Annotated in this window: 19 protein-coding genes and 1 pseudogene; 13 read left to right on the top strand and 7 right to left on the bottom strand. The window is 70.1% G+C overall.

The features are described from left to right. The 4 genes and pseudogenes from CFP66_RS48005 to CFP66_RS23830 form a co-directional block, all read left to right on the top strand. Positions 1-951, top strand: a pseudogene (locus CFP66_RS48005) (hypothetical protein); the annotation flags it as partial. Next, the gene (locus tag CFP66_RS23840) at positions 948-2,762 is read left to right on the top strand and encodes a type IV secretory system conjugative DNA transfer family protein (RefSeq protein WP_094927344.1); all 1,815 of its coding nucleotides are present in this window, start codon (positions 948-950) and stop codon (positions 2,760-2,762) included. The pseudogene CFP66_RS48005 and the gene CFP66_RS23840, both read left to right, overlap by 4 nt. Continuing rightward, positions 2,759-3,262, top strand: coding sequence for a DUF4913 domain-containing protein (locus CFP66_RS48000; RefSeq protein WP_158228187.1), 504 nt, complete (start codon positions 2,759-2,761; stop codon positions 3,260-3,262). The genes CFP66_RS23840 and CFP66_RS48000 overlap by 4 nt, the downstream gene beginning before the upstream one ends. Then, a complete protein-coding gene (locus CFP66_RS23830; RefSeq protein ID WP_094927343.1) occupies positions 3,259-4,395 on the top strand; it encodes a transglycosylase SLT domain-containing protein in 1,137 nt (378 codons plus the stop codon). Before CFP66_RS48000 ends, CFP66_RS23830 begins: the two co-directional genes overlap by 4 nt. A gap of 9 nt (positions 4,396-4,404) precedes the next feature. Here CFP66_RS23830 and CFP66_RS23825 read toward each other — a convergent pair whose 3' ends face one another. Then, positions 4,405-4,887 (bottom strand): NUDIX hydrolase, encoded by a 483-nt coding sequence (locus CFP66_RS23825; protein WP_233159659.1) that lies wholly within the window; start codon positions 4,885-4,887, stop codon positions 4,405-4,407. A 10-nt stretch (positions 4,888-4,897) separates the two neighbouring features. Then, the gene (locus CFP66_RS49310) at positions 4,898-6,196 is read right to left on the bottom strand and encodes a hypothetical protein (protein WP_233159658.1); all 1,299 of its coding nucleotides are present in this window, start codon (positions 6,194-6,196) and stop codon (positions 4,898-4,900) included. Between the two features lie 1,394 nt (positions 6,197-7,590). On the opposite strand from CFP66_RS49310, the gene CFP66_RS23820 reads away from it, so the two are divergent. Further along, positions 7,591-7,893 (top strand): hypothetical protein, encoded by a 303-nt coding sequence (locus CFP66_RS23820; protein ID WP_094927342.1) that lies wholly within the window; start codon positions 7,591-7,593, stop codon positions 7,891-7,893. A gap of 228 nt (positions 7,894-8,121) precedes the next feature. On the opposite strand, the gene CFP66_RS47995 is transcribed toward CFP66_RS23820, so the two are convergent. The 5 genes from CFP66_RS47995 to CFP66_RS23790 form a co-directional block, all read right to left on the bottom strand. After that, positions 8,122-8,280 (bottom strand): hypothetical protein, encoded by a 159-nt coding sequence (locus CFP66_RS47995; RefSeq protein WP_158228186.1) that lies wholly within the window; start codon positions 8,278-8,280, stop codon positions 8,122-8,124. Between the two features lie 371 nt (positions 8,281-8,651). Further along, positions 8,652-9,131, bottom strand: a complete 480-nt coding sequence (locus CFP66_RS23815) for a hypothetical protein (protein ID WP_094927341.1) — start codon at positions 9,129-9,131, stop codon at positions 8,652-8,654. A gap of 779 nt (positions 9,132-9,910) precedes the next feature. Beyond that, positions 9,911-10,435 carry a hypothetical protein gene (locus tag CFP66_RS23805; protein WP_158228185.1) on the bottom strand — a complete coding sequence of 175 codons (525 nt, stop codon included), beginning with the start codon at positions 10,433-10,435 and terminating at the stop codon, positions 9,911-9,913. A 1,255-nt stretch (positions 10,436-11,690) separates the two neighbouring features. Beyond that, positions 11,691-12,287, bottom strand: coding sequence for a M48 family metalloprotease (locus CFP66_RS23795; RefSeq protein ID WP_158228184.1), 597 nt, complete (start codon positions 12,285-12,287; stop codon positions 11,691-11,693). Positions 12,288-12,671: 384 nt separating this feature from the next. Then, positions 12,672-13,541, bottom strand: a complete 870-nt coding sequence (locus tag CFP66_RS23790; protein WP_255413891.1) for a bifunctional DNA primase/polymerase — start codon at positions 13,539-13,541, stop codon at positions 12,672-12,674. A gap of 451 nt (positions 13,542-13,992) precedes the next feature. On the opposite strand from CFP66_RS23790, the gene CFP66_RS23785 reads away from it, so the two are divergent. The 8 genes from CFP66_RS23785 (at position 13,993) to CFP66_RS23750 (ending at position 19,902) form a co-directional block, all read left to right on the top strand. Continuing rightward, entirely contained in the window at positions 13,993-14,352 is a 360-nt protein-coding gene (locus CFP66_RS23785) for a hypothetical protein (RefSeq protein ID WP_143517363.1), read from the top strand. Between the two features lie 299 nt (positions 14,353-14,651). After that, positions 14,652-15,203, top strand: coding sequence for a hypothetical protein (locus CFP66_RS23780; RefSeq protein WP_094927335.1), 552 nt, complete (start codon positions 14,652-14,654; stop codon positions 15,201-15,203). Next, a complete protein-coding gene (locus tag CFP66_RS23775) occupies positions 15,200-15,826 on the top strand; it encodes an SAF domain-containing protein (RefSeq protein ID WP_094927334.1) in 627 nt (208 codons plus the stop codon). Before CFP66_RS23780 ends, CFP66_RS23775 begins: the two co-directional genes overlap by 4 nt. 3 nt (positions 15,827-15,829) lie before the next feature. After that, positions 15,830-16,555: a hypothetical protein gene (locus CFP66_RS23770; protein ID WP_094927333.1), complete on the top strand. Its 726-nt coding sequence runs from the start codon at positions 15,830-15,832 to the stop codon at positions 16,553-16,555. Between the two features lie 182 nt (positions 16,556-16,737). Next, a complete protein-coding gene (locus CFP66_RS23765; RefSeq protein WP_094927332.1) occupies positions 16,738-17,949 on the top strand; it encodes a CpaF family protein in 1,212 nt (403 codons plus the stop codon). Then, the gene (locus CFP66_RS23760) at positions 17,946-18,821 is read left to right on the top strand and encodes a type II secretion system F family protein (RefSeq protein WP_158228183.1); all 876 of its coding nucleotides are present in this window, start codon (positions 17,946-17,948) and stop codon (positions 18,819-18,821) included. Before CFP66_RS23765 ends, CFP66_RS23760 begins: the two co-directional genes overlap by 4 nt. Further along, positions 18,821-19,690, top strand: coding sequence for a type II secretion system F family protein (locus tag CFP66_RS23755; protein WP_094927330.1), 870 nt, complete (start codon positions 18,821-18,823; stop codon positions 19,688-19,690). Before CFP66_RS23760 ends, CFP66_RS23755 begins: the two co-directional genes overlap by 1 nt. Positions 19,691-19,704: 14 nt before the next feature. Next, positions 19,705-19,902, top strand: a complete 198-nt coding sequence (locus CFP66_RS23750; RefSeq protein ID WP_094927329.1) for a hypothetical protein — start codon at positions 19,705-19,707, stop codon at positions 19,900-19,902. Positions 19,903-19,940 lie beyond the last annotated feature (38 nt).

The raw sequence follows: 19,940 nt of genomic DNA, 5'->3' as shown, positions 1-19,940 counted from the left end.
GGCGCGATCGGCACCGAGCGGACCCGGCTGGCAGAGACCATCCGCGCACGGCGGCTGTCCCTGGTCGAGGCGCTGATCACCATCGTGCGCCGCGCCGACGTCACCACCACCGAACGCCGCCTGCTCGGTGCCGCGCTCGACCTCGCCGCCCACGCCGACGACGACCCGCTCGTGCCCGACATCCTCCGCGTCCTCACCGAAGGCCCGGAACCGATGCGGCAAATCGCGGCCTGCCGCAGCCCGTCGGACTACGCCCGGACCACGCGGGACCTGGTCAACACGCTCGGGCTGCTGTGCGAAGGCGCGATCCGCGGGCTGTTCGACCGCCCGTCCACCGTGCGCGCCGACCGCTCTGCGCCTGCGCTCTCGCTGGACATCAGCGCGCTCGACGACGACGAGGACGACGTCGTGGCGGCCGCGATGCTCTGCTCCTGGGCCTGGGCGGCCGGCGTGGTCGACGCCGCGGGGACCGGCGCGAACCCGCGGAACGTCGTGCAGGTTCAGGACGAGCTGTGGCGGGCCCTGCGCGCCGCCCCCGGTCTCGTCGAACGCTCCGACCGCATCACCCGCCTCGGCCGGCACCGCGGCGTCGTCTCGTTCCAGATCACCCACTCCCTCGACGACCTCGAAGCCCTGCCCACCGAGGCCGACCGCGCCAAGGCGCGAGGACTCGCCTCCCGCAACGCGATCCTGCTCCTGGGTGGCCTCGCCGAATCCGAACTCGACGGCCTCGCACGCATCACCTCGCTGACCGAAGGCGAACGCGCCTTGATCACCTCGTGGGCGGCACCCCCGACCTGGCACACCGGCCGAGCCCACCCGGGCCGCGGCAAATACCTCATCAAGTCCGGTCAACGGATCGGGCTCCCCGTGGCCCTCACCCTCACACCGACCGAATCCACCCTCTACGACACCGACCGGGCCTTCCGACGCCGGAAGCAGCACCCGTGACCACGCCGGCGCGGGCGGTAGCGCGTGACGCCGCCGCACCGCTGCTGCTCCTCGGCGCGCTCGGCGCCGTCGGGCTGGCGTCGGTCAACATCTGGGCCGCCGCCGGGGCCGCTGCTCTGATCAGCACCGGCAGCTGGGCCGCCCCACCGCTCGGGCTTCAGCTCCCGTTCTCCCTCGCCTCCGGCGCGCTACCGCCCACCGCGACCGGGCCGGTCTTCTGGACGGTGCTGGCCACCGCCTTCGGCGTGGAAGCCGCCCTTGCGACGGTGGCAACGGTGCTGGTGCGACGAGCCGTGCGACACGCTCCGCTGCTGCGACCGCGGCAACTCGGTGATCTGGCCGGGTCTGCAGCGGAGCGCAAGGCCCGCCAACTCCGCCCAACACTGCAGGGCTCAGACCCCGTACCTGACCGCGATCTCGGCATCCGGATGCTGCAGGTCGGCGGGCGCGAGGTGCGTATGTCCTGGGAGGACGTCGCACTGATCATCATGGGTCCGCGGGCGAACAAGACCAGCGCGATCGCCGTGCCTGCGGTCCTGTCAGCGCCCGGGCTCGCGATCGCCACGTCCAACAAGGCCGACCTGTGGGCGCTTACCGCCGGGATGCGCGGCCAGCTCGGTCCGGTGTGGACGTTCGACCCACAGGAGATCGCCTACCACCGCCAGACCTGGTGGTGGGATCTCCTGCGCGCGATCCGCGAGGCGCCCGATGCCGCACGGATCGAGGCCGCGTCCCGGCTCGCCGGGCATTTCATGCAGACCATCGGCGGTGCCCGCCGCGACCCGTTCTTCCACGCAGCCGGCGAACAGGTCCTGACCGGCACGTTCCTCGCCGCAGCCCTCTCCGGCGGAACCCTGCGCGACGCGATGTCGTGGCTGCAGGTCGGCCGCCGGGACGCCATCGCCGCCCTCGACCGCGCCGGCGCCGGCCACGAAGCAGCCGACCTCGAAGCCAGCCTCTCCGGCGCAGAGGTCACGACCAAAGGGATCTTCCAAACCGCGCGGACCGCGACCAAGGCCCTGACCTCGGAACGCATCCTGCGCTGGATCACGCCACCTGAGACTTGGCGCGAGCCCGGCGGCCCCGAGATCACCGAACTCGAGCCGTGGCAGATCCTCGCCACCGCCGAGCACACGCCGACGACCCTGCACCTCCTGTCTAAGGAAGGCGCCGGCACGGCCGCGCCCGTCGTCGCCGCCCTGGTCGACCGCATGCTCGAGGTTGCCGAGCTCGTCGCTCAGGCCCGCGGCGGACGCGTCGATCCACCCGTGGTCGCGGTTCTCGACGAAGCGGCCAACATCTGCCCGATCCGCCAACTCCCCCAGCTCTACAGCCACTTCGGCTCCCGTGGCCTGCAGGTGATGACCATGCTGCAGAGCTACCAACAGGGCGTCGGCGTGTGGGGCGCACAAGGCATGGACGCCCTGTGGTCCGCCGCCACGATCAAGCTCGTCGGCGCCGGAGTCGACGACCACACGTTCCTGCAGAAGTTGTCCGGCCTCATCGGCGAGCACGACGTCGAGAAGCAGTCGATCAGCGTCAACCGCAGCGGCGGCCCATCGCACCAGTACTCGATAACGCGGCAGCCGATCCTGCCCGCGTCCGAGCTGCGCGCCCTGCCGAAGACCCAGGCCGTCCTGCTCGCCACCGGGCGTCCAGCTGGTCTCGGCGAACTCCTGCCCTGGTACCGCGAGCAGGACGCCACCGACATCAACGCCTACGCCGCCACCGCCCTGCGCGAGCTTCGCACCGCAGCCAGCGCAGCCCTCGGTTCCGACCGCTACGTCAGCTCGTGGAAGGAGGCGACGTGAGCAACGACGTCGCACGGACACTGGCCGAACTTCGCGCCCGCGTCGACGCCCTCGAAGCCTGGCGCGCGCACCAGTCCGACCTGCTCGACGACCTGATCAACGGCGACGTCGAGCTCAATCTCCATCCACCAACAGATCCCAGCGACGACTCCGACTCAACGCCCGACGCGCTGGACGAGCACGCCCTCATCGAATGGGTCCACCGCAGCGTGGCCGGCGTCATCGCCCGCCCACTCCGCGGCGAGCTGAAGTGGTGTCCCGTCTGGTGGGAGCACCCCGAGGCGGTCCTGCGCTTCGAAGCCCTCCACCGCGCCTGGACCGAACTGGCCGCCGAGCCCGGCGTCGCCCTCTCGCTGTGGATCCGCGACCACCTCGACCCTTGCCTCCGCGAACTGCTCAATCCCCTCGGGCCATTCGCCGACTGCAGCCACAACGAGCGTTACCGCACGCTGAACCCGCACACCCCGCTACCGACGCTGCCCACCATCAACCCGACATGACCTCGCCGGGGCGCCTCGGAATCGTCGGGGGCGGTCTTGTCGCGTTGATGCTCGCCCCCGTGCTCATCGTGGGGCTCCTCATCGGCGGGGTCGCGGTCACGCAACCCAGCGAGACGAAGGTCGACGCCAGCGCGCTGCCGGCAGGAGCCGCGCGGCTGATCCCTGAACTCGAACGTGTCCTCGGCGCTCGATGTCCCGAGCTGCCGTTGCCCTTTGCCGTCGCGCACATCAACGCCGAGTCCAGTTGGAACCCGCACGCCTACAACCCGGAGGGGCGAGCAGCGGGGCTCTACCAGTTCCAGGAACCGACCTGGACCAGCGCGGGCGGCACCTCGTGGGGCACCGCCCCGCCACCGGCCGAGGCCGACGTCTTCGACCCGGTACGGCACCTCGAGATCGCGGTGCCATGGCTGTGTGCGAACTTGCGGACGGTCCGGGCCCACCTCGCGGACTCCGGTAAGCCGGTCGATCCTCTCGACGCGCTCCTGGTCTGCCACATCGCCGGCTGCAGCCGCGTCACCGGCTCCGCGAGCGGTATCCCCACCGCCGGCGAGGCCGGATGCGACAGCAGCTGCGCCCAGACCATCACCAGCTACATCAACCGGGTCCGGACACAGGCTGAACAACTTGTAGCAACGCCCGTGCCCGCCGCGCTGGACGGCCTTCCCGCACCGGCACCGTTCACCGGCACCTCAAACGGATGCACCGCGCCCGATCCCAGCAGCACCGGTTGCCTGACCCCTGCCACCCACCACGCGCTCGAGCAGCTCCTCCACGCCTTCGGCGCTCCCGGCGCCGGCGCCCCGATCCGGTCCTTCACCTGCTGGGACACACATGCGTGGAACCCGTCCAGCGACCACCCCAGGGGCCGCGCCTGCGACTTCTTCCCCAGCAGAGCCGGTGTCTTCCCCGAAGGAGCCGAGCTCGCCAACGGCTGGCGCATCGCCGGCTGGCTCCGCGCGCACGCCGCTGCCCTGCAGGTTCGCTACATCATCTGGCAAGGCCGGATCTGGTCCCCCGATTCCCCCGACATCGACGGCTGGGGCCGGCCGTACACCGGCGGCGGTATCTACGACATCAACGACGCGACAGGCGGGCACTACGACCACGTGCACCTGAGCGTGCGCGGATGAGCTCACCGTTCAGCCGTCTCGTTCGAGGTAGTGGGTGGAGCCGGTCTCGAGTGACTCGGCGGCCGCCCGAAGCCTGCGTCCGATGTGCTCGCGCATCTCGCCGCGCGCGGCATCGACCTCGAAGAATCTCCAGGCGGCGATCTCAGGATCGCGGATCTGAATGTTGGTTGCTTCGGCGTCGAGGATGACCCCGCCGTCGAACACGAAGACGATCTGGTCGTCCCACGGGCCGTGCGCTCCCACCCACTCGATCACGAGCGGACGTCCGAGCGTCGGGGCCAAGCCGAGCTCCTCGTCCAGCTCTCGCAGCGCGCCGCTCCGGGGAGACTCGTTCGCCTCCACCATCCCGCCTGGTAGATCCCATCCCTCCTTGTACGTGGGGTCGACGAGCAGCACCCGGCCCGCATCATCTCGCATCAGCACATCGGCTGCGACGCGCTTGCGCGCTTGGCGTGCGTTCCCCTCGGCGAGGTGAGCGAAGTGCGGATCCACGTCACGATGTCTACACCGGCCATGCGCTGACCGCCTCCGGCGTCTTTCCCCCAGCGAGATCGGCCATCTCGGCGAGGAAGGATCTGGTGACTGCCGTCTCAGGTCGACCGCGGATCGCGAGGGCGAGCTCGCCGAGCCGAGACCGGACGCGCGCCGAGGAGAGCGTCGGCACGATCTGCGCGACCTGCCGCCCGAGAATCGCTGCTTCGTCCGACTGACCGGCATCGAGAAGGACCGACGCGAGAGACAGCCGGCCGAAGGCGAGCGATCGAACCCGGTCGCCGCCGCGTAGCTCGAGCAGCTGCCGAACGTGGCGCTGCGCCCCGTCGAGGTCACCGAGCAGGTGCAGCGCTGTTGCAACCTCGGCCGCCAGAGACCCCCCGTCGAAGTGTGCGGCCCAGGTCGCGTGCTCATCGTCGTTCCTGCCGCCCAGCGCTCGCTCCGCTCGTGCCAGCTCGTCGAGGCACCCGTCCCGGTCAGCAGATTGTGCGAGGGCCCTCGCGCGCATCGCGTGCAGACGGGCTTCGACCTGCGCCACACCACCTGCCTGGCTCAGCCGCTGCAGGCCGACATCGGCGAGCCGCATCGCGTCGTGCATCAGACCCAGCTGACTCGCGAGGTGAGACATCGATGCACACATGTTCGCAGCGAGCGCCGCAGATCCCGCCGCGAGCGCCAAGCGGTACGCCCCGTCGAAGTGGGCACGTGCGTCGACGTCACGTCCGCTGTCGTGCGCCATCCATCCGGCGATCTCCGTGAGCGAGGCCGCTGCCGCGAACACGTGCGCACCGGAGTGCGGAGCGAAGAGCGCCCGCGCAACCTCAGCTTGCAAGTACGCGGTGACAGACGAATAGAGGCTTCCCCCTCCGCACCGCCTGTCGACGATGTGGAGGGATCGAGCGACAGCTCGGATCGCGTCCACGGTCGGAGGTAGCGCATCGGCGGAGCCTGGCATCAGTAGTGGTTCGGGCGGACGGTCCTGAAATCCCAACTCCCAGTCGTGGTCCACCTCGAGGACCGCTCGCAGCGCAGCGCGGTAATGCTCGCTGGGACGGCGAACCGCGCCCCGCTCCCACCGTCCGATCGCGCGCTCGTCGAGCGCGAACACCTCACCTGTCTCGTGGAGCAGCCAGTTGTTGACCAGGACGGCCAGCTCGTCTCGAGATGTCGGACAACCCGGTACCCGGGAGGACGGTCGACGCTCCCGGGCCTGGCGCAGCGCGTGGTTCGGCTCCATCTCGAGCTCTGCAATCCTCGTCGATCTGATCAGGCATCGAAAGGTTCGGCGCAGGACGGTCAGGCCGAACACGGGATGACCATAGCGCCGAAGGATCGGACAGAAGCGCACACGCGGTCCGCGTTGTGGATAAGTCTGTGGTCATCCACACGACCACAGATGACCACGGTTGCGCCCTAGCGGAGGCATCGTCGTGCGCCGCGTAATTGGGCCGACTGGCGACAGACCGACAGGGGGCTCAATGCGGCTTACTCACTCACGTCATGCATCGACGGAAAGGGCGGCTGCGATGCAACCGGCCCCGCAGGGAACCTCCGCGACGGGGCGGTCGATCATCACTGAGCTGACGACGTTCCTGTCCGCACAGCCCACCGCGACCGCGAAGCTGCTGGTACAGCACGTGGACGACGGCCATGGGTACTGCCGGGCGTGTCCGCTGGGAGCTCAGCACGGGAACCAGATCTGGCCGTGCACCATTTATTCAGCCGCTGCACGGGCGGCCCGCCACATAGGATGATGACCGGCAAGCATCGACGACGGACACGGCGAGGAGCACGCCTAGCACGCAGTGGGTGGCCCCCGCTCTCACCAGGGCGTGAGTCACGTCGGTGGATCCGGTGGCGGCTCATCCCACGGCTCTGGTGGTACCGCCGGCATTGACTCAACGATCATCCATCTGTTGCACGCGGAGCGGCGGTACCGTGCGGATGACCATGCAGCGCTCGCGCTGCATGGTGAGGCACGCTCGACGTCCTGCTGCTCGGTCGTCCGCGGATGGCCATGGAGATCGCTCAACGGCGGCGATGCGCCCGCGGCATGCGCGGAGGAGCCCCACTGGCGGGCAGCGACCTGTTTGACGGGTCGGGCCGCCATCTCGAGCCGACGAGACCGGTGCACCCGCAACCAGACAGGGCGCGTCGACGAAGCGCCCCGTCCTCCGAGTTGAGCGCCCTGGTGGGGTGGCATGAGCCGTTCGTACCCGGCCCGGACGTCGACTTCGAACGGATCCGTCTCTACGGGCGTCCCGTGAGCAGGCCGAACGCTCAGAGGAACTGTCATCGATCCTTCTGCGGCACTCGTCGTAACAGGCACCCTCCGGCGCGCGAAGTCCAATCAACAGCGGGCGCTGTGCCCGCTCACCTCCCCACATCGCTGAGGAACACCTATGCGCGCGATCGCGATCATCGTTGCGGGCGTGCTGCTCGCGGCGCTCTCCGGATGCGCTGCGGACCAGCCGCCACAGCCGTTCGGCGTCCCCACAGCTGCGGCTCCGCCGCCGCCGTCCGTGGTGCTGACCCCGGCGGAGGAAGAGCTGTTCGGGCCGCGCGTCGAGCTGCCGAACGGTCTGCTGCTCAAGCAGATCGGGAAGGTCGCACAGTGGGGCGGACCGAACGACACCGATCCGAACACTTGGGGCGCCCGACTCGTCGTCGACGCGGTCGTTGTCAACCCGGACTGCGACCAGTATGAACACCCCCGATCGCGGGCACCGGCTCGTCCTGTCGCTGCGGGTGGAGACCAGCCCGTCCTACGACTCGATGAGCGAGGGCATCCCGCAGTACTTCGAGTGGAGCACGATCGGCCCCGATGGCGTGAGCGAGGCGTCGCCGACATCGAGTCTAGACTGCCACAGCGCGGACGCGTTCCCGCACGAGATGCGGCCGAGCGCGAAGTACCGCGGTGAGGTCACAGTCGAGACCGCGAACCGGAAGGGACAGCTGGTCTTCGCGGACTTCGCGGCGTGGGACTACGGCTCCACGACGGCCTGAACAACGAACAGCGCTCCGCCGATGAAGTAGGGCGCCCGCCTTGCCGACAGGATGGGCGACGAGTGCGCGGTCCTGCCGCTCGGACCGAATCGCGCGGTGTCGTGGATCGACGAGCACGGCGCCGCGCTGACCCCGAAGTTCCAAGCCTGCTGCGGGCACCTCGCGGCGGTCGGAGCTGCCCGCGGTCGGCGACAGCGTTCAGGCCGTGCAGAGAGGGGCGGGTGAAGTTCACTCGCCTATGGAGCAGGCGGAGTCGGCCCCTGCGAAGCTCCGAGCGATGTCCGGCGAAGATGGCAAGTCCTCGCCAACGACGCATTGGCGCCCTTGCGGCACCTGCGACTGGCGCTTCAGGCCGCGCAGGGAATCGATGCCGAGATCGATCTCCATCCCGTTCCTGCTCAGCAACCGACGTGTCGTCCGATCCGACACTGTCATGGTCTTCTACGGCCAACCCGACCATCCGAGCAGCTGGAACCACGCACAGTCGCCGGTCGTCGACGCCCTCGATCTGGACAGCGGCCGTCCCATCGGCCGTCTCCAGCTCCCCACGCCGGGACCGACCGGACTGGTCCAATCCGGCGCCATGCGCCGCATCGGGCACGGCCGGGCGCTCCAGCCGGAACCCAGCAGGCTCGACCACGAGCTCGCAGGGCTCGCCGCCGCGGCCGGCGTCGACGTGGATTATCTGCCCGGTTCGCCGCCCGACCCCGCCCGCTCAAGTCCCCTTCGACGACGCCCGCCCACGTCGCCGCGGAACTTCACCCCGACAGGTCGTGAGCTGCGCGTCGAAGGAAGTCGGCGAGCCGAGGGAAGTCGTCATCCAGCTTGGCCGCCGCCGTCTCGAGTTGCTCCGCGTCGGCGATCTCGCGCAGGTCTCCAATCGCCCTGGAGCTCGTTCGGCCACCTCGAGGCCATGGGTCTCGAATGCGAGCTACCTCGTCGAGGACCTCCTTGATTCGCGGAGCGTCCAGGCGACGGACGAGCGCGCGACGCTGGTCGAGGATCATCAGACGAGCGCTCGCGACCGGGTCTCCGATCTTGATGCGCTCCCCGGAGACCAGCTGACACAACATCGCAGAGCTGATCCCGAGCACGCGTGCGAGTCGCGCCTGGCTGATCCCGTAGTCCTCAACGATGCCGTAGACGAGGCTCCGCAACGAAGCGCCATAGAGATCCTTCTGACGCTCTCGAGCCATTGCCCGACGGGCCGCTGGTGTCGCGACGACGATGTCGACCATGTGTCCATTCTGGCGGATGGCCTCATGATCCTGTGGGGGCAACGACCTAACTCGGCGTACCGACTCACCAGTGCTATACAGGAAATCAAGGAGCTGGAAGCGTCCTGGTGGAGAGCGGCGATCACCAAGAGCTTGGCACGACCGGATCCCACTGAGCTGATCAGGGCGATAACCACAGTCATCCCTCAAGGTGCGGGTCGGTGAACCTCATCGCTCGACCCGCGCCGGCCTGCCGCCTGCTCCGTGATTCATGCAGGGGGTTCCGCGGGCCTCTCGGCGGGATCGCCGTTGCCGCCACCGTCTCCAGGGCTGCCGGCCCCCGGGCTGTCGCCGCCCCCCGTCATTGCAACCCCGCCGGGGCCATCTCCTGCCGCAGGGCCGCCGCCCCCTCCTGCGGCGTCGGTCGGGTGCTCGTCCCAGTCAGAATCAGGCGGCTTGATCGTTTCCGGTGCGAGCATCGGTTCAGTCGTCCTTGTCGGCCGCGGTGTCGGAACAGGCGAAGGCGGTGTACGTGTAGTGCTGACGGCGGCGTCGGTCATGCAGATCAGCCGGATCATCGAGCCGTTCTCGGAGTCGCCGATCTTGATCTCGACACGTCCCGCTTCAGTGCCGCTGCCGCACGCGAGATCCTTCCGAGGAGCGGGGTAGCGATCGCAGACGTCGTCGTCCCGATGTTGGTCGGCGTTCAGGCGGTGCTCGTCGGAACCGATGACCGTGACCCGGTGCCCGATCTCCTGGCGATCGAGGTCGCGGTCCTTGCAGCCAGGATCAACCGTCGATCAGCGCATGACGTAGACGATCACGACTCGCCCGGCTCTCACTGCCTTGACGACGATCGCCATGACAACGAGCCAGCCGGCCGCTGCAGCGCCAAAGAGCAAGACCCAAGGAGCCTCAGAACCTCCAGCCCTCCGGGACTCACTGTCAAGATCAGCCGGCCGTGAACCCCAACGGGAGGTAGCCGTAGCTCGGTCCGTTTCAACGGCCGACGCCCTGAGCACATCATCAGGAGCCTCTGCGACCCGGTAGACAGTCGCGTAGATCGTGTCGAACGGCGCCGCGCGCGCCTGCCACGCAGACCGCTGCAGTACATCGAGGGCCTCCGCGGCGGGCAGTAGCGCGTCGTCACCGTCCTGACGGCACTCCCGCGCACTCATCGACAACACTGTCCGGGTCGCGACGCGCTGGTACTCGGCGAGCACGGATCGGCAACCCGCCTGCTCGGCCCGCGCGACGACAGTGGACGTGGGCGAACAACCGGCCACGAATAGGACTGCCGCCACGGCGATGAAGACAGCACGCACGACGGCAAGCATGCCCGCGCCAGCGCCGTCCGCTACTCCTTGCTGCAGGCGGCTGTGGACAACTCCGCGCGGCTACAGCGGCAGGGTCGGTTCTCGGTGCCGGAGCAGTGGTCAGGGTCTGTCGGTCAAGGTCGCTGCGCCGCCATCCGAGCTGCTCGCGGTCTTCCCGGCACGCCAGCCGACCCGACGAAGCAGAGGCCTTGAGTCGGGTCGGCGTCCCGGGTAGCGTCGCTGCTGCCTCCCACCCCTGGCTGAGATGCCCGCCGCGTTCGTAGCGGGCGGAAAGGCGCTGGGGTGGTTGTTGGCTGGCCGCTGGCCGTCATGCTGAGCATCTGGGCGGTCGCCGTGCTGATCGCGATATCTATCGCACTTCGGGGCACCTCACCACCTGAGCGCGCCGAGATCCTGCGTGCACTCGCCGAGCTCTTCGGCCGAGGTGGTCGCGGACGTCGCCCGCCGCCACCTGACGATCCGAACCCGTGAGGCTGATGGGAGCGCGGTCAGTCCATGAACGAGCCGTCGCGACGGCGAGCGTGACGACCCAGCGCGTGATGGCACTGGGGGCAGCGCCGCATCCACATCGTGAACATCCAACCCCACGTCCGCCAGAGGATCAGGACCATCGTCCGCCAGGCGAGGGAGCGGGTGCATGCGCCGCAGTCACGACAACCAGAAGCCACGCCACCAGGTCGCTGCACGCGGCCTTGCGGTTACGGATCATGAGAGTGACGTAGCACTCATGATCGCCGAAGGCGACGCGGCGGCTGAGGCCCTATTTCGACCTTCGCCGCCGACGAACGCGAGCGACCGGCCGTCGATCAGCAGGGCGACGGCCCTGCTCGTTGCCTCGGTTCGGGAGGATCGCCATTGTCTGCGTCAGAATCTGCTTGCGCTCTCGTCCTCGTGTCAGTCCGACATGGCGACGAGCGTGCACTATCCGCCTGACCAACCCCTGCGAGGCTGACCCCATCTTGGTCGGTGTCTTCGGCGAGCCGGACCTCGGCGTCTCTCGGCGGCAACCCCGTGGTCCCGCTCACCCCGTTCGTCGTGGCGGCCGCCCCGAGGTACGTGTCACTCCAGGAGCCACGGACGGACCGCAGGCGCGGTATCCGGTATCGGTGACGACTCGTATCTCCCGGAGTGCAGGATCGCCGCCACGGCGATGAGGACAGCGCGCACGATGGCAAGGCGGCTGCCCACGCAAGCGCCGCCCGGTACTCATTGCTGCATGCGGGCTGCGCACAACTACGCGGAGCTACAGCGAGGGCGCAGGGCCGGTTCTTGGTGCCGGAGCAGTGGTCGAGGTCCGTCGGTCGAGGTCGCTGCGCCGCCTCCGTCGTACCGCCGGCGCCGATGCACCTGGCTCTGCCTTGTCTACGAATCGCTCGATGTCGGCCAGCATGCGGGCGGCCACCTTGTGCACGGTCTCCGCGGCCTCGGCGATCACCTTCGGGTCGCCGCGGCTCCAGCCGGCAATGTAGGGCACCGCGAGGGCCGACGTGTCGAGGCCCTGCGCGGTAAGCACGACATGAGCGGCGGACTCGGCCTCCGTCTCCCGCTGGGCACGGCTGATCTGCCGATGCTCGTGGTCGGCACGGATGTGCGCCAGCTCGTGGGCCAGTACCGCGGTCGCCTGAGCGCCCTCGATGTCGGGACGTACCGACACCACACGATGCCGATGATCCGTCCACCCCTGCACCTCACCCAGCTCGGGTGACCGGCGCAGCTCATAGCCGTGCTCGTCGACAAGGTGCGCGAGCGGCTTCCAGAGACCCGCATCAGCGCCGAGCAGGACGGCCGGAGGCTGCGGCGCTGGCATCGGCTTCCCGACCGTCTGCGCGACGTCGAACACGTGCGCCACCCGCACGCCGACCATTCGCCGCTTACCGGTGAGCGGACCCGCGTCCTTCGCCTTGTCGTCCTCCGAGAGGCGTCGCGTGACGGGGGCGAGCACCGCGAAGCCCCGCTCGCCGGCGCGCACGGATCGGCCGAGCCGACGCCACGTCGTGTAGCCGGCGACTCAGGTGAGTACGACATCTCTCTCCTGGGCCTGCATCCACAGCAGCAGCACGTTGCGCGGGCTGTAGTCGTAAGGCGGCTGCCGTGCGCAGCATGGCCATCCACTGCTCGCTGCTGGTCACGTCCTGCACGGCGCCGGCGAGCTTGGCGTTCAACCTCTCGACCCGGGCCGCGCGTTCGTTCACGGAGGACGTGGTGGTGCGACGATCCGACATCGTCATCGCACCAGCCCGTCGCGGCCTGCTGTGGCATGCCTGTGCGGGCCGAACCCGGCGTCGCGCGTCGCCCGGTGGAATCCGGACCGGATCGTGCGCTCGACCTCCCCGACGCCGAAACCGTCAATGCCGAGATGCCCCTCCACCGCCCCGCGCAGCACGCGCCACACTTCGGCCTCCGCGAGCGTGCCCTCCGCGACGAAGGTGCCGAGCCGCGCGGCGGCACGGAACAGGGCATGGTTGCGGGTACCGACAGCGGCTGTGGCTACCCGCTCGGTTTCACCCCGCACGGCCGCCGCGACGTACGCGGAACGGGTACGGGCGCCGCGGACCGGTCCCGTCGGCCGATAGCTCGGGGTAGGCGGACGGAGGCGCTCGAGCAGCCAGCGAGGGACCGGTTGCGGGTCGGCGGCCACCACCAGGCGATAGCGCCCCTTGGCCACGATCGAGCCCGGCCCGACGACGTACCCGCCGGACGCACGCGTGTCGATATGCGCGCCGAGGAAGCCCGCGGTGTTGCGCAGCTCGACGTCCTCCGGGAGTCGGAAGTACAGGTGCTGACCCCCGCTGGGCGTGTTCACGATGCGGGTGTCGCCGGGAATCGCCTCGCCGGCGTCGCGAGCGAGATCGGCCAGCACCTGCCGTCCGTGCGGCTCACCGATGCGGGCCGGGGCGTCAAGATCGACGACGAGGAGGCCGGACAGCCCTCCCGTCATGACACCGATGTTGTAGGGCCGTTCACGCCACCACGTCTGCAGTTGGGCGGGGTCCCGCGTCGCGAGGGACTGCCACCCCTCGTCGAGCGCCGGCACCTTGCTGCGGGGCCGGAGCGGGAAGACACGCGTCCCGGTCCCGGCGATCCGAAGGGCCATGTGCATGAGGTAGCGCTCGCGCGCTGAAGCAGGCATTCGCGCCTCCGTCGGTCGGACAGCGCCAGCGACCATTCCCGGGCAGAGCGACGGCCACGTGGTCAACCAGCAGATCCGAGGAGTTCTGCGAAAACGCCACGAACCCGCCAACCGGTCTGGTAGGCCAGACCACACCGGATCGCAGAGCTCACAGCGCCGGCCACGGGACGACCACGCCCGCGACCACGCAGAGACCACGCACCGCACCACCATCGACGGCACGACGAGGAGGTGGATCGGAGTGAAGGCACGGGACCGCCTCGCGATGCTGTGCGGGGTCATGGCCGCCGCACTCGTGGTCGCGAGCTGTGGCACCACGCCGCCCCCACCGCCACCTGAGCCCCCGCCGCCTCCCCCACGATCGCTGCCGTCGCCCCACGACGCGGCCCTCGAGACGTACCGGACGTTCTGGGAGGTGTCCGACGCGGCCCGCGCCGCTCCCATGGAGCGTGACTGGCGGCCGGCGCTCGAAGCGGTCTCCCGCGGCCAAGCGCTCGAGACGGCACTCACCGACGTCGAGAACTACGCGAGCATTCCCGCCAGAACGGTGGGAACGATCTCGCGGTCGCCGGTGGTCGATCGTGGGACGCCGGACAGCGTCACCGTGCTCGACTGCGTCGATCTGGGTGGCTCGCGACTGATCGATGCGAGCGGCGCGACGCTCGACGACCTCGAGAACCAGCTGCAGAAGTTCCGGTTGCGAGCAGAGGTGGTGCGCGTCGGCGACCGCTGGCTCGTCGAGCAGACCACGCCGGCGGTGAGCGAGCCGTGCTGACGGTGTCGCTGCTCGCCCTGGGCCTTGCTGTGCTGCCGGCTCCGACAGCTGCTCACGCCCCGCCCGGAGGCGGGGGCTGCACAGTCGTCGACGGGGCAGGACGCTGTCTCATCGAGGCCGCTGATCCCGCCCGCCCCGGCGGCCCGCGAGCGCGTGAGCCCGAGCGTGAACGCGAACGCCCCGCGCCCGGGCGCCGCGACCAAGACCGTTCGCCTGCTCCCCCAGGCTCGTCGGCACGGGGCGGTCAGGCACCGCCGGCGGGCGCGCCACAACCGGGCGGAGGTGAGGTCGGCGAGCCCGTGGGCGAGGTCGAATTCACACCGCCCCAGGACCTCGCTCCTCCGGCCGTGTCACCGGCCGTGCTCGCGCAGCGGGCGATCGAGACACTCGATCTTCCTGCTCCCGCCGTGCGGATGTCCGTCTCCGATCTCGCGTTCGTCGGCGTGCCCGTCTGGCTGTGGATCGACCCCGGACCGCAGGGAACGGGGCCGTTGTCAGCCACGGTGACGGCCGGAGCTTCGCAAGTCACCGCGACTGCGCGGCTCGTCGCGGTCGAATGGACGATGGGCCCGCCGGGCGCGCAAGTTCGATGCGCCGGCACCGGCACACCGTGGACCGGCCGGCCCGGACCGTCGCCGGACTGCGGCTACACCTACGAGCTGCGCTCGTTGCCGGAACGCACGGGTGGCACCGGTCGCTGGCCTGTGGTCGCCACCGGGATCTGGCAGGTCGACTGGAGCGGTGTGTCGGGTGGAGCCCCCGTCAGCGGTGGGCAGACCGTGCCGCTCACCGCAGAGCAACCCCTCGCCGTGGGTGAGGTACAGGTTCTGGTGGACGGGGGCGGCGGATGAGGCAGTCGACCATCCCCCAGTCCGGCGTCGACGGACAGCTCGCTCCGCCACGTCTGCGCCGACGCCGCCCGTCCCGGCTACTGGTGCTGGGTGCCCTGCTCGGCATCGTCGGTGCTCTGCTCGGCTGGTTCGCCTATCAGGAGGCCACCCGGCACGTCACGGTCGTGGCACTGGCGCGGCCCGTGCCGTTCGGCCAGGTGATCTCCAACCTGGACGTCCGACCGGCGCCCCTCCCGACGGGATCCGGACTCAGCAGCATCGCCTGGAGCGATGTCGACACGGTCGTCGGCCGGCCCGCAGCCACCGACCTCTTCGCCGGGCAGGTGCTTCCGCCCGACGCCCTGCGCGCAGATCCGCTTCCCGCGGCAGGGGACGCAGTGATCGGCATCGCCGTCGGGCCAGGGCAAGTACCGACCACCCCGCTGACCGTTCGCGACGAGGTGCTGGTGGTTCGCCTCGACGACACCGCTGCCAGCGTGCGGGCACTCGTCCTGGCCGTGGGAAGCCCAGACGTCTCGGGCCGACGGACCGTCGATCTGCTCGTGCCCGAAGGAATCGTGCCGAGCCTCGCGCGGGCAGCGGGCGACGACCGCACAGTGCTCGTCCTCGTCGGACGGGGATGACCGATGCTGATCACTTTCGTCTCGGCCAAGAACAGTCCCGGTGTCACGACGGCCACACTCGCGTTGGCCGCCGAATGGCCTCGCGAGGCGTTCGTCGTCGACGCAGACCCTTCCGGTGGCGACATCGCGGCGGGCCTGGGCCGCGGTAGTTGGCCGCCGGGCTCGACCGTCCTGGAGCTGGTCGTCCAGGCCCGTCACGAGCCGGTGGGTCACTTGCTGCAGCGGATGGCGGTACGGGTCGACCACGGGCCGGCGGTGCTGGGTGGACTGGGGCGACCCGGCCAGGCGGCCGCCGTCCCCTGGGCACAGCTGTCAGGCGCGTTCCGCGCCCTCGGTGACATCGACGTGCTGTGCGACGGAGGTCGCTTCCTGGCCAGTGGCGGCATCACCCCGCTGTTGCAGGCCAGCCACCACGTCGTGGTCGTCACGGGGTCGACGTTGCCCGCGGCGCGATCCGCCGCGAGGCTCACCGCGCTCCTCCGCGAGGAGGTGCTGCCGTCGGCGGCGGCGTTGGGCCTGCTCGTCGTCGGCGCCGGCCGGCCGTATTCCGCGGGCGACATCGCCACGGCGTGCCAGGTTCCCCTCCTCGGCCAGCTACCACTCGACCCGCGCGCTGCGCGCGTCTGGGCCGAAGGACGCGAGCCGGGCCCCGGCTTCCGGCGCAGTGCGCTGCAACGCGAGGCACGTCGCATCGCGCTCGCGGCACCACCAGCTCAGGCGGCATCGTGACCACGGGTCATGTTGAGCGGTCAGGTGTCTCGGTTGATCGCGCCGTCGTCGATCGCATCCGGGCCACCGTTCTCGAGCAGTTGAGTGATCATCCGCGACGGGCGACGCTCACCGCATCGGATCAGCGCCAGCTGATCCGCGGATGGATCGAGGACGAACTCGCGTCGGAGACCCGACGCCGGATGACCGTCGGAAGCGCCCCGCTGAGCCGAGCCGACGAGGCACAGGTGGTACGGGCCATCGAGAGCACCATCTGGGGCCTCGGCCGCCTGCAGGCCCTGCTCGACCTGCCCGACGTCGAGGACATCCACATCACCGGCAGCGACACCCCGCTGCTGCGGCTGCGCGATGGGGCGGTGCGTCGCGCAGCGGAGCCCGTTGCCGATTCCGACGACGAGCTGATCGCGCAGCTGCAGTACATCGCCGCACACCACGGCGCGTCGGAGCGCGCGTTCTCCTCGGCACAGCCGATGCTCAACATGCAGCTTCCCGACGGCTCACGGCTGGCAGCCCTGCGTGACGTCGTCCCCCGCCCGACGGTGACGATCCGACGCCACAGACTCGTCGACGTCACGCTCGACAACCTGCTGCAGGTCGGCACGATCTCGGTCGGCATCGCGCTGTTCCTACGGGCGCTCGTCCAGGCGCGACGAAATATGCTGATCACGGGACCGCCTTCGGTCGGAAAGACGACGTTGTTGCGCGCGCTCGCGCGTGAGATCTCTCCTGGCGAGCGGTTCGCAACGCTGGAGACCGAGTACGAGCTCGATCTGCACCGGCTGCCGCGAGCGCCCGCACTTCTCTACGCGATGCAGGCCCGTCCCGGTTCGACGGAGACCGATTCCTCCACCGGGACGCGGGCCGGTGAGGTGTCGTTGTCCCAGTTGCTGCACCAGACGCTTCGGATGTCGGTCACGCGCGTCGTCGTCGGCGAGGTCCGCGGCGCGGAGGCGTTGCCGATGCTCAAGGCGATGACCGCGGGGATGCCCGGCTCGATGTGCACACTGCATGCGAGTTCGGCCGGTGACGCACTCGAGCGCCTCATCGTGGCCGCATTGGAGGGGGCCGGTCCGAACTGCTCGGACAGCTACATCACCCGCTTGGCTGCCACGGGCATCGACTACGTCGTGCACATGCGGCACATGACCCACCCGGCACTCGGGGGCGCCGGTCGGTTCGTCGCGGAGATCGCGGAGGTCACCGACGTGAACGAGGTGGGTGCCATCGCCCTGAACCGGATCTTCGCGGCGCCGTCCGGCGGGGCGGACCCGCGAGGCCGGTTCCAGATGCTGCCGCAACGACGGGACGCGTTCGACGAGTCGGGCATACCGCTCACGTTCCTGCATCGCCCGGACGTCGACCAATGGCCCGAGCCGGGACGGCGGGCGTGGTGAGCGCCGTCGCAGCCGCCGCGGGCGCCATCTCGCTGATCGGAGTTCTGCTGGTCGTCGCCGGGTTGCCGACCGGTGTCTCAGCACCGTCGCGGTGGCGGCGGCGCTTCGCCTCGGTCGTGGCGAGCACTCGGACGCCGGGCCGGCGCACGGGGCAGGAGCGCGTCCGGGTGCTGGCGTGCATTGCGGTGGGCATCGTGGTCTGGCTGGTCACCGGGTGGCCCGTCGTCGGCGTGGCCGTCACCGCGGTCGGTTTCTGGTCGCCATGGCTGCTCGGCTCGGCGAAGGTGGCCCAGGATCGGATCAAGCGGTCGGAGGCGCTCGAGGCGTGGTGCCGTCGGATGGCCGACACCCTCGTCGGCGGCGGCGCGGTCGGACTTGCGCAAGCCATCCGGGTCACCGCCCCGCATGTCGAGGATGCCATCGACCAGCCGGTGGCAACGCTCGCCCGCCGCCTGGCCGACGAGGGGGCGAGCCCGACGACGGCATTACGTGGGTTCGCCGACGCGCTCGACGATCGCGACGGCGACGCCGTAGCCGCGGCCGTCATGCTCGCGCTGCACCAGCAGAGCGTGGGTGTCGCGCGGGTGCTGCGCCAACTCGCCGACGGGCTTGCCCGTGACGTCCGCGCTCGCCGGGACATCGAAGCCGCGCGTGCCGAGTCCCGTCAATCGATCAAGATGCTGCTGGTCATCCAAGCAGGTGTCCTCGTGCTGCTGGCGCTGGTGCCCTCGTTCGCCGCGCCCTACAGCAGCCCGACCGGTCAGCTGGTGATGGCGACGCTGCTGGCGAGCACGCTCGCGCTGCTCGTCTGGATGCGGCGGTTGGCACTCGGCCGCCCCGCTCCCCGGTTCCTCGGGTCTGGAGCGCGGTGATGAACCACGTCCTCATCGTGAGCATCGTCGCCGGAGCAGCGCTCGGCGTCGCTGCGACGCTGTGCACGTCGGCCTTCGGACGCGGCCACCCTCTGCTCGGCGACGCCCTGGCGGCGCTCGACGAACGCACACCGCTGACGCGGGCCGGGCCGAGTCATCGCCGGACCGCGCTGTTGCGGCACCTGCCGGGAGGCGCGCCGACCGCAGACCTCGCCCTGCTGGGCTGGACCCGGGAGCGGTTCCTGCTCGGACGACTCCGTGCCGCGGCGGTGTACGGCTCGTCGGGTCCGGTGCTCGCCGCCGTCCTCACTGTGCTCGACGTCGGGCTGCACATCGTCGTCCCGGTCGGCTTCACAGTCGTCGGAGCAGCCGTCGGCTGGAGCGCCTACGGGCGGCAGGTCGGTGACCGCGCCGACGCCGCCCGTGACGAGCTCCGGCACGCCCTGGTTGCGTACCTGCAGCAGGTGAGCCTGCTACGACGCGGCGGGGCCGGCGTGGCAACCGCGCTGTCGGTACCCGCCCAGATCCTGGCCGACGGCTGGGCGATGCGCCGCATCCGCGACGAGCTCGACGACGCCGCCCGCAACGGCCGCATGCCCTGGGAAGGGCTGCGACAGTTCGGGGAGCGCGTCGAGATCGACGAACTCGCCGACCTGTCGACGATCGCCGCCACCGCCGGCCAGGACGGCGGCGCCGTCATCGACACGCTGCTCGCCCGTGCCGACAGCCTGCAGGACGAGCTGCGCGCCGACGAGCATGCCGATGCGCACCGCGCCAGCGGCCAGATGAGCACCCCCGGCGCCCTGCAGGTCTTCCTGATCTCCGCCTGGGTCCTGTACCCGGCCGGTGTCGCACTGCTGACGATCTGAGGAGAGGACACGCCATGTGGACCACGACGAACATGCACCTCACGAACCTCCTGCTCTGGCTGCAGCAACGACTCGGCCCGGTCGACGAGCGTGGGGGCGGACGCAACACCGACGAGGGCTTCCACATCTCCGGAGGCGCCGTGGTCGCAGGCGCGATCGCTGCCGGAGTGGGCGCCTTCGTCGCCAAGAAGCTCGGAGCCCTCGACGAGTAGCCGCGCTGGGTTGATTGCCGGCTGATTGTCGTGCAGGT

It is taken from the genome of Pseudonocardia sp. MH-G8 (genome assembly GCF_002262885.1).
Classification (GTDB): Bacteria; Actinomycetota; Actinomycetes; order Mycobacteriales; family Pseudonocardiaceae; genus Pseudonocardia.
This window is presented reverse-complemented; position numbering and strand designations above follow the sequence as displayed.

Coding starts and splice junctions, on each gene's coding strand:
- CFP66_RS47995 (WP_158228186.1), bottom strand. CDS start 8,280: ATGGAGATCGATCTCGGCATCGATTCCCTGCGCGGCCTGAAGCGCCAG.
- CFP66_RS23815 (WP_094927341.1), bottom strand. CDS start 9,131: ATGGTCGACATCGTCGTCGCGACACCAGCGGCCCGTCGGGCAATGGCT.
- CFP66_RS23770 (WP_094927333.1), top strand. CDS start 15,830: ATGCTGATCACTTTCGTCTCGGCCAAGAACAGTCCCGGTGTCACGACG.
- CFP66_RS23775 (WP_094927334.1), top strand. CDS start 15,200: ATGAGGCAGTCGACCATCCCCCAGTCCGGCGTCGACGGACAGCTCGCT.
- CFP66_RS23755 (WP_094927330.1), top strand. CDS start 18,821: ATGAACCACGTCCTCATCGTGAGCATCGTCGCCGGAGCAGCGCTCGGC.
- CFP66_RS23790 (WP_255413891.1), bottom strand. CDS start 13,541: ATGGCCCTTCGGATCGCCGGGACCGGGACGCGTGTCTTCCCGCTCCGG.
- CFP66_RS23765 (WP_094927332.1), top strand. CDS start 16,738: ATGACCGTCGGAAGCGCCCCGCTGAGCCGAGCCGACGAGGCACAGGTG.
- CFP66_RS23750 (WP_094927329.1), top strand. CDS start 19,705: ATGTGGACCACGACGAACATGCACCTCACGAACCTCCTGCTCTGGCTG.
- CFP66_RS23830 (WP_094927343.1), top strand. CDS start 3,259: ATGACCTCGCCGGGGCGCCTCGGAATCGTCGGGGGCGGTCTTGTCGCG.
- CFP66_RS23820 (WP_094927342.1), top strand. CDS start 7,591: ATGAACACCCCCGATCGCGGGCACCGGCTCGTCCTGTCGCTGCGGGTG.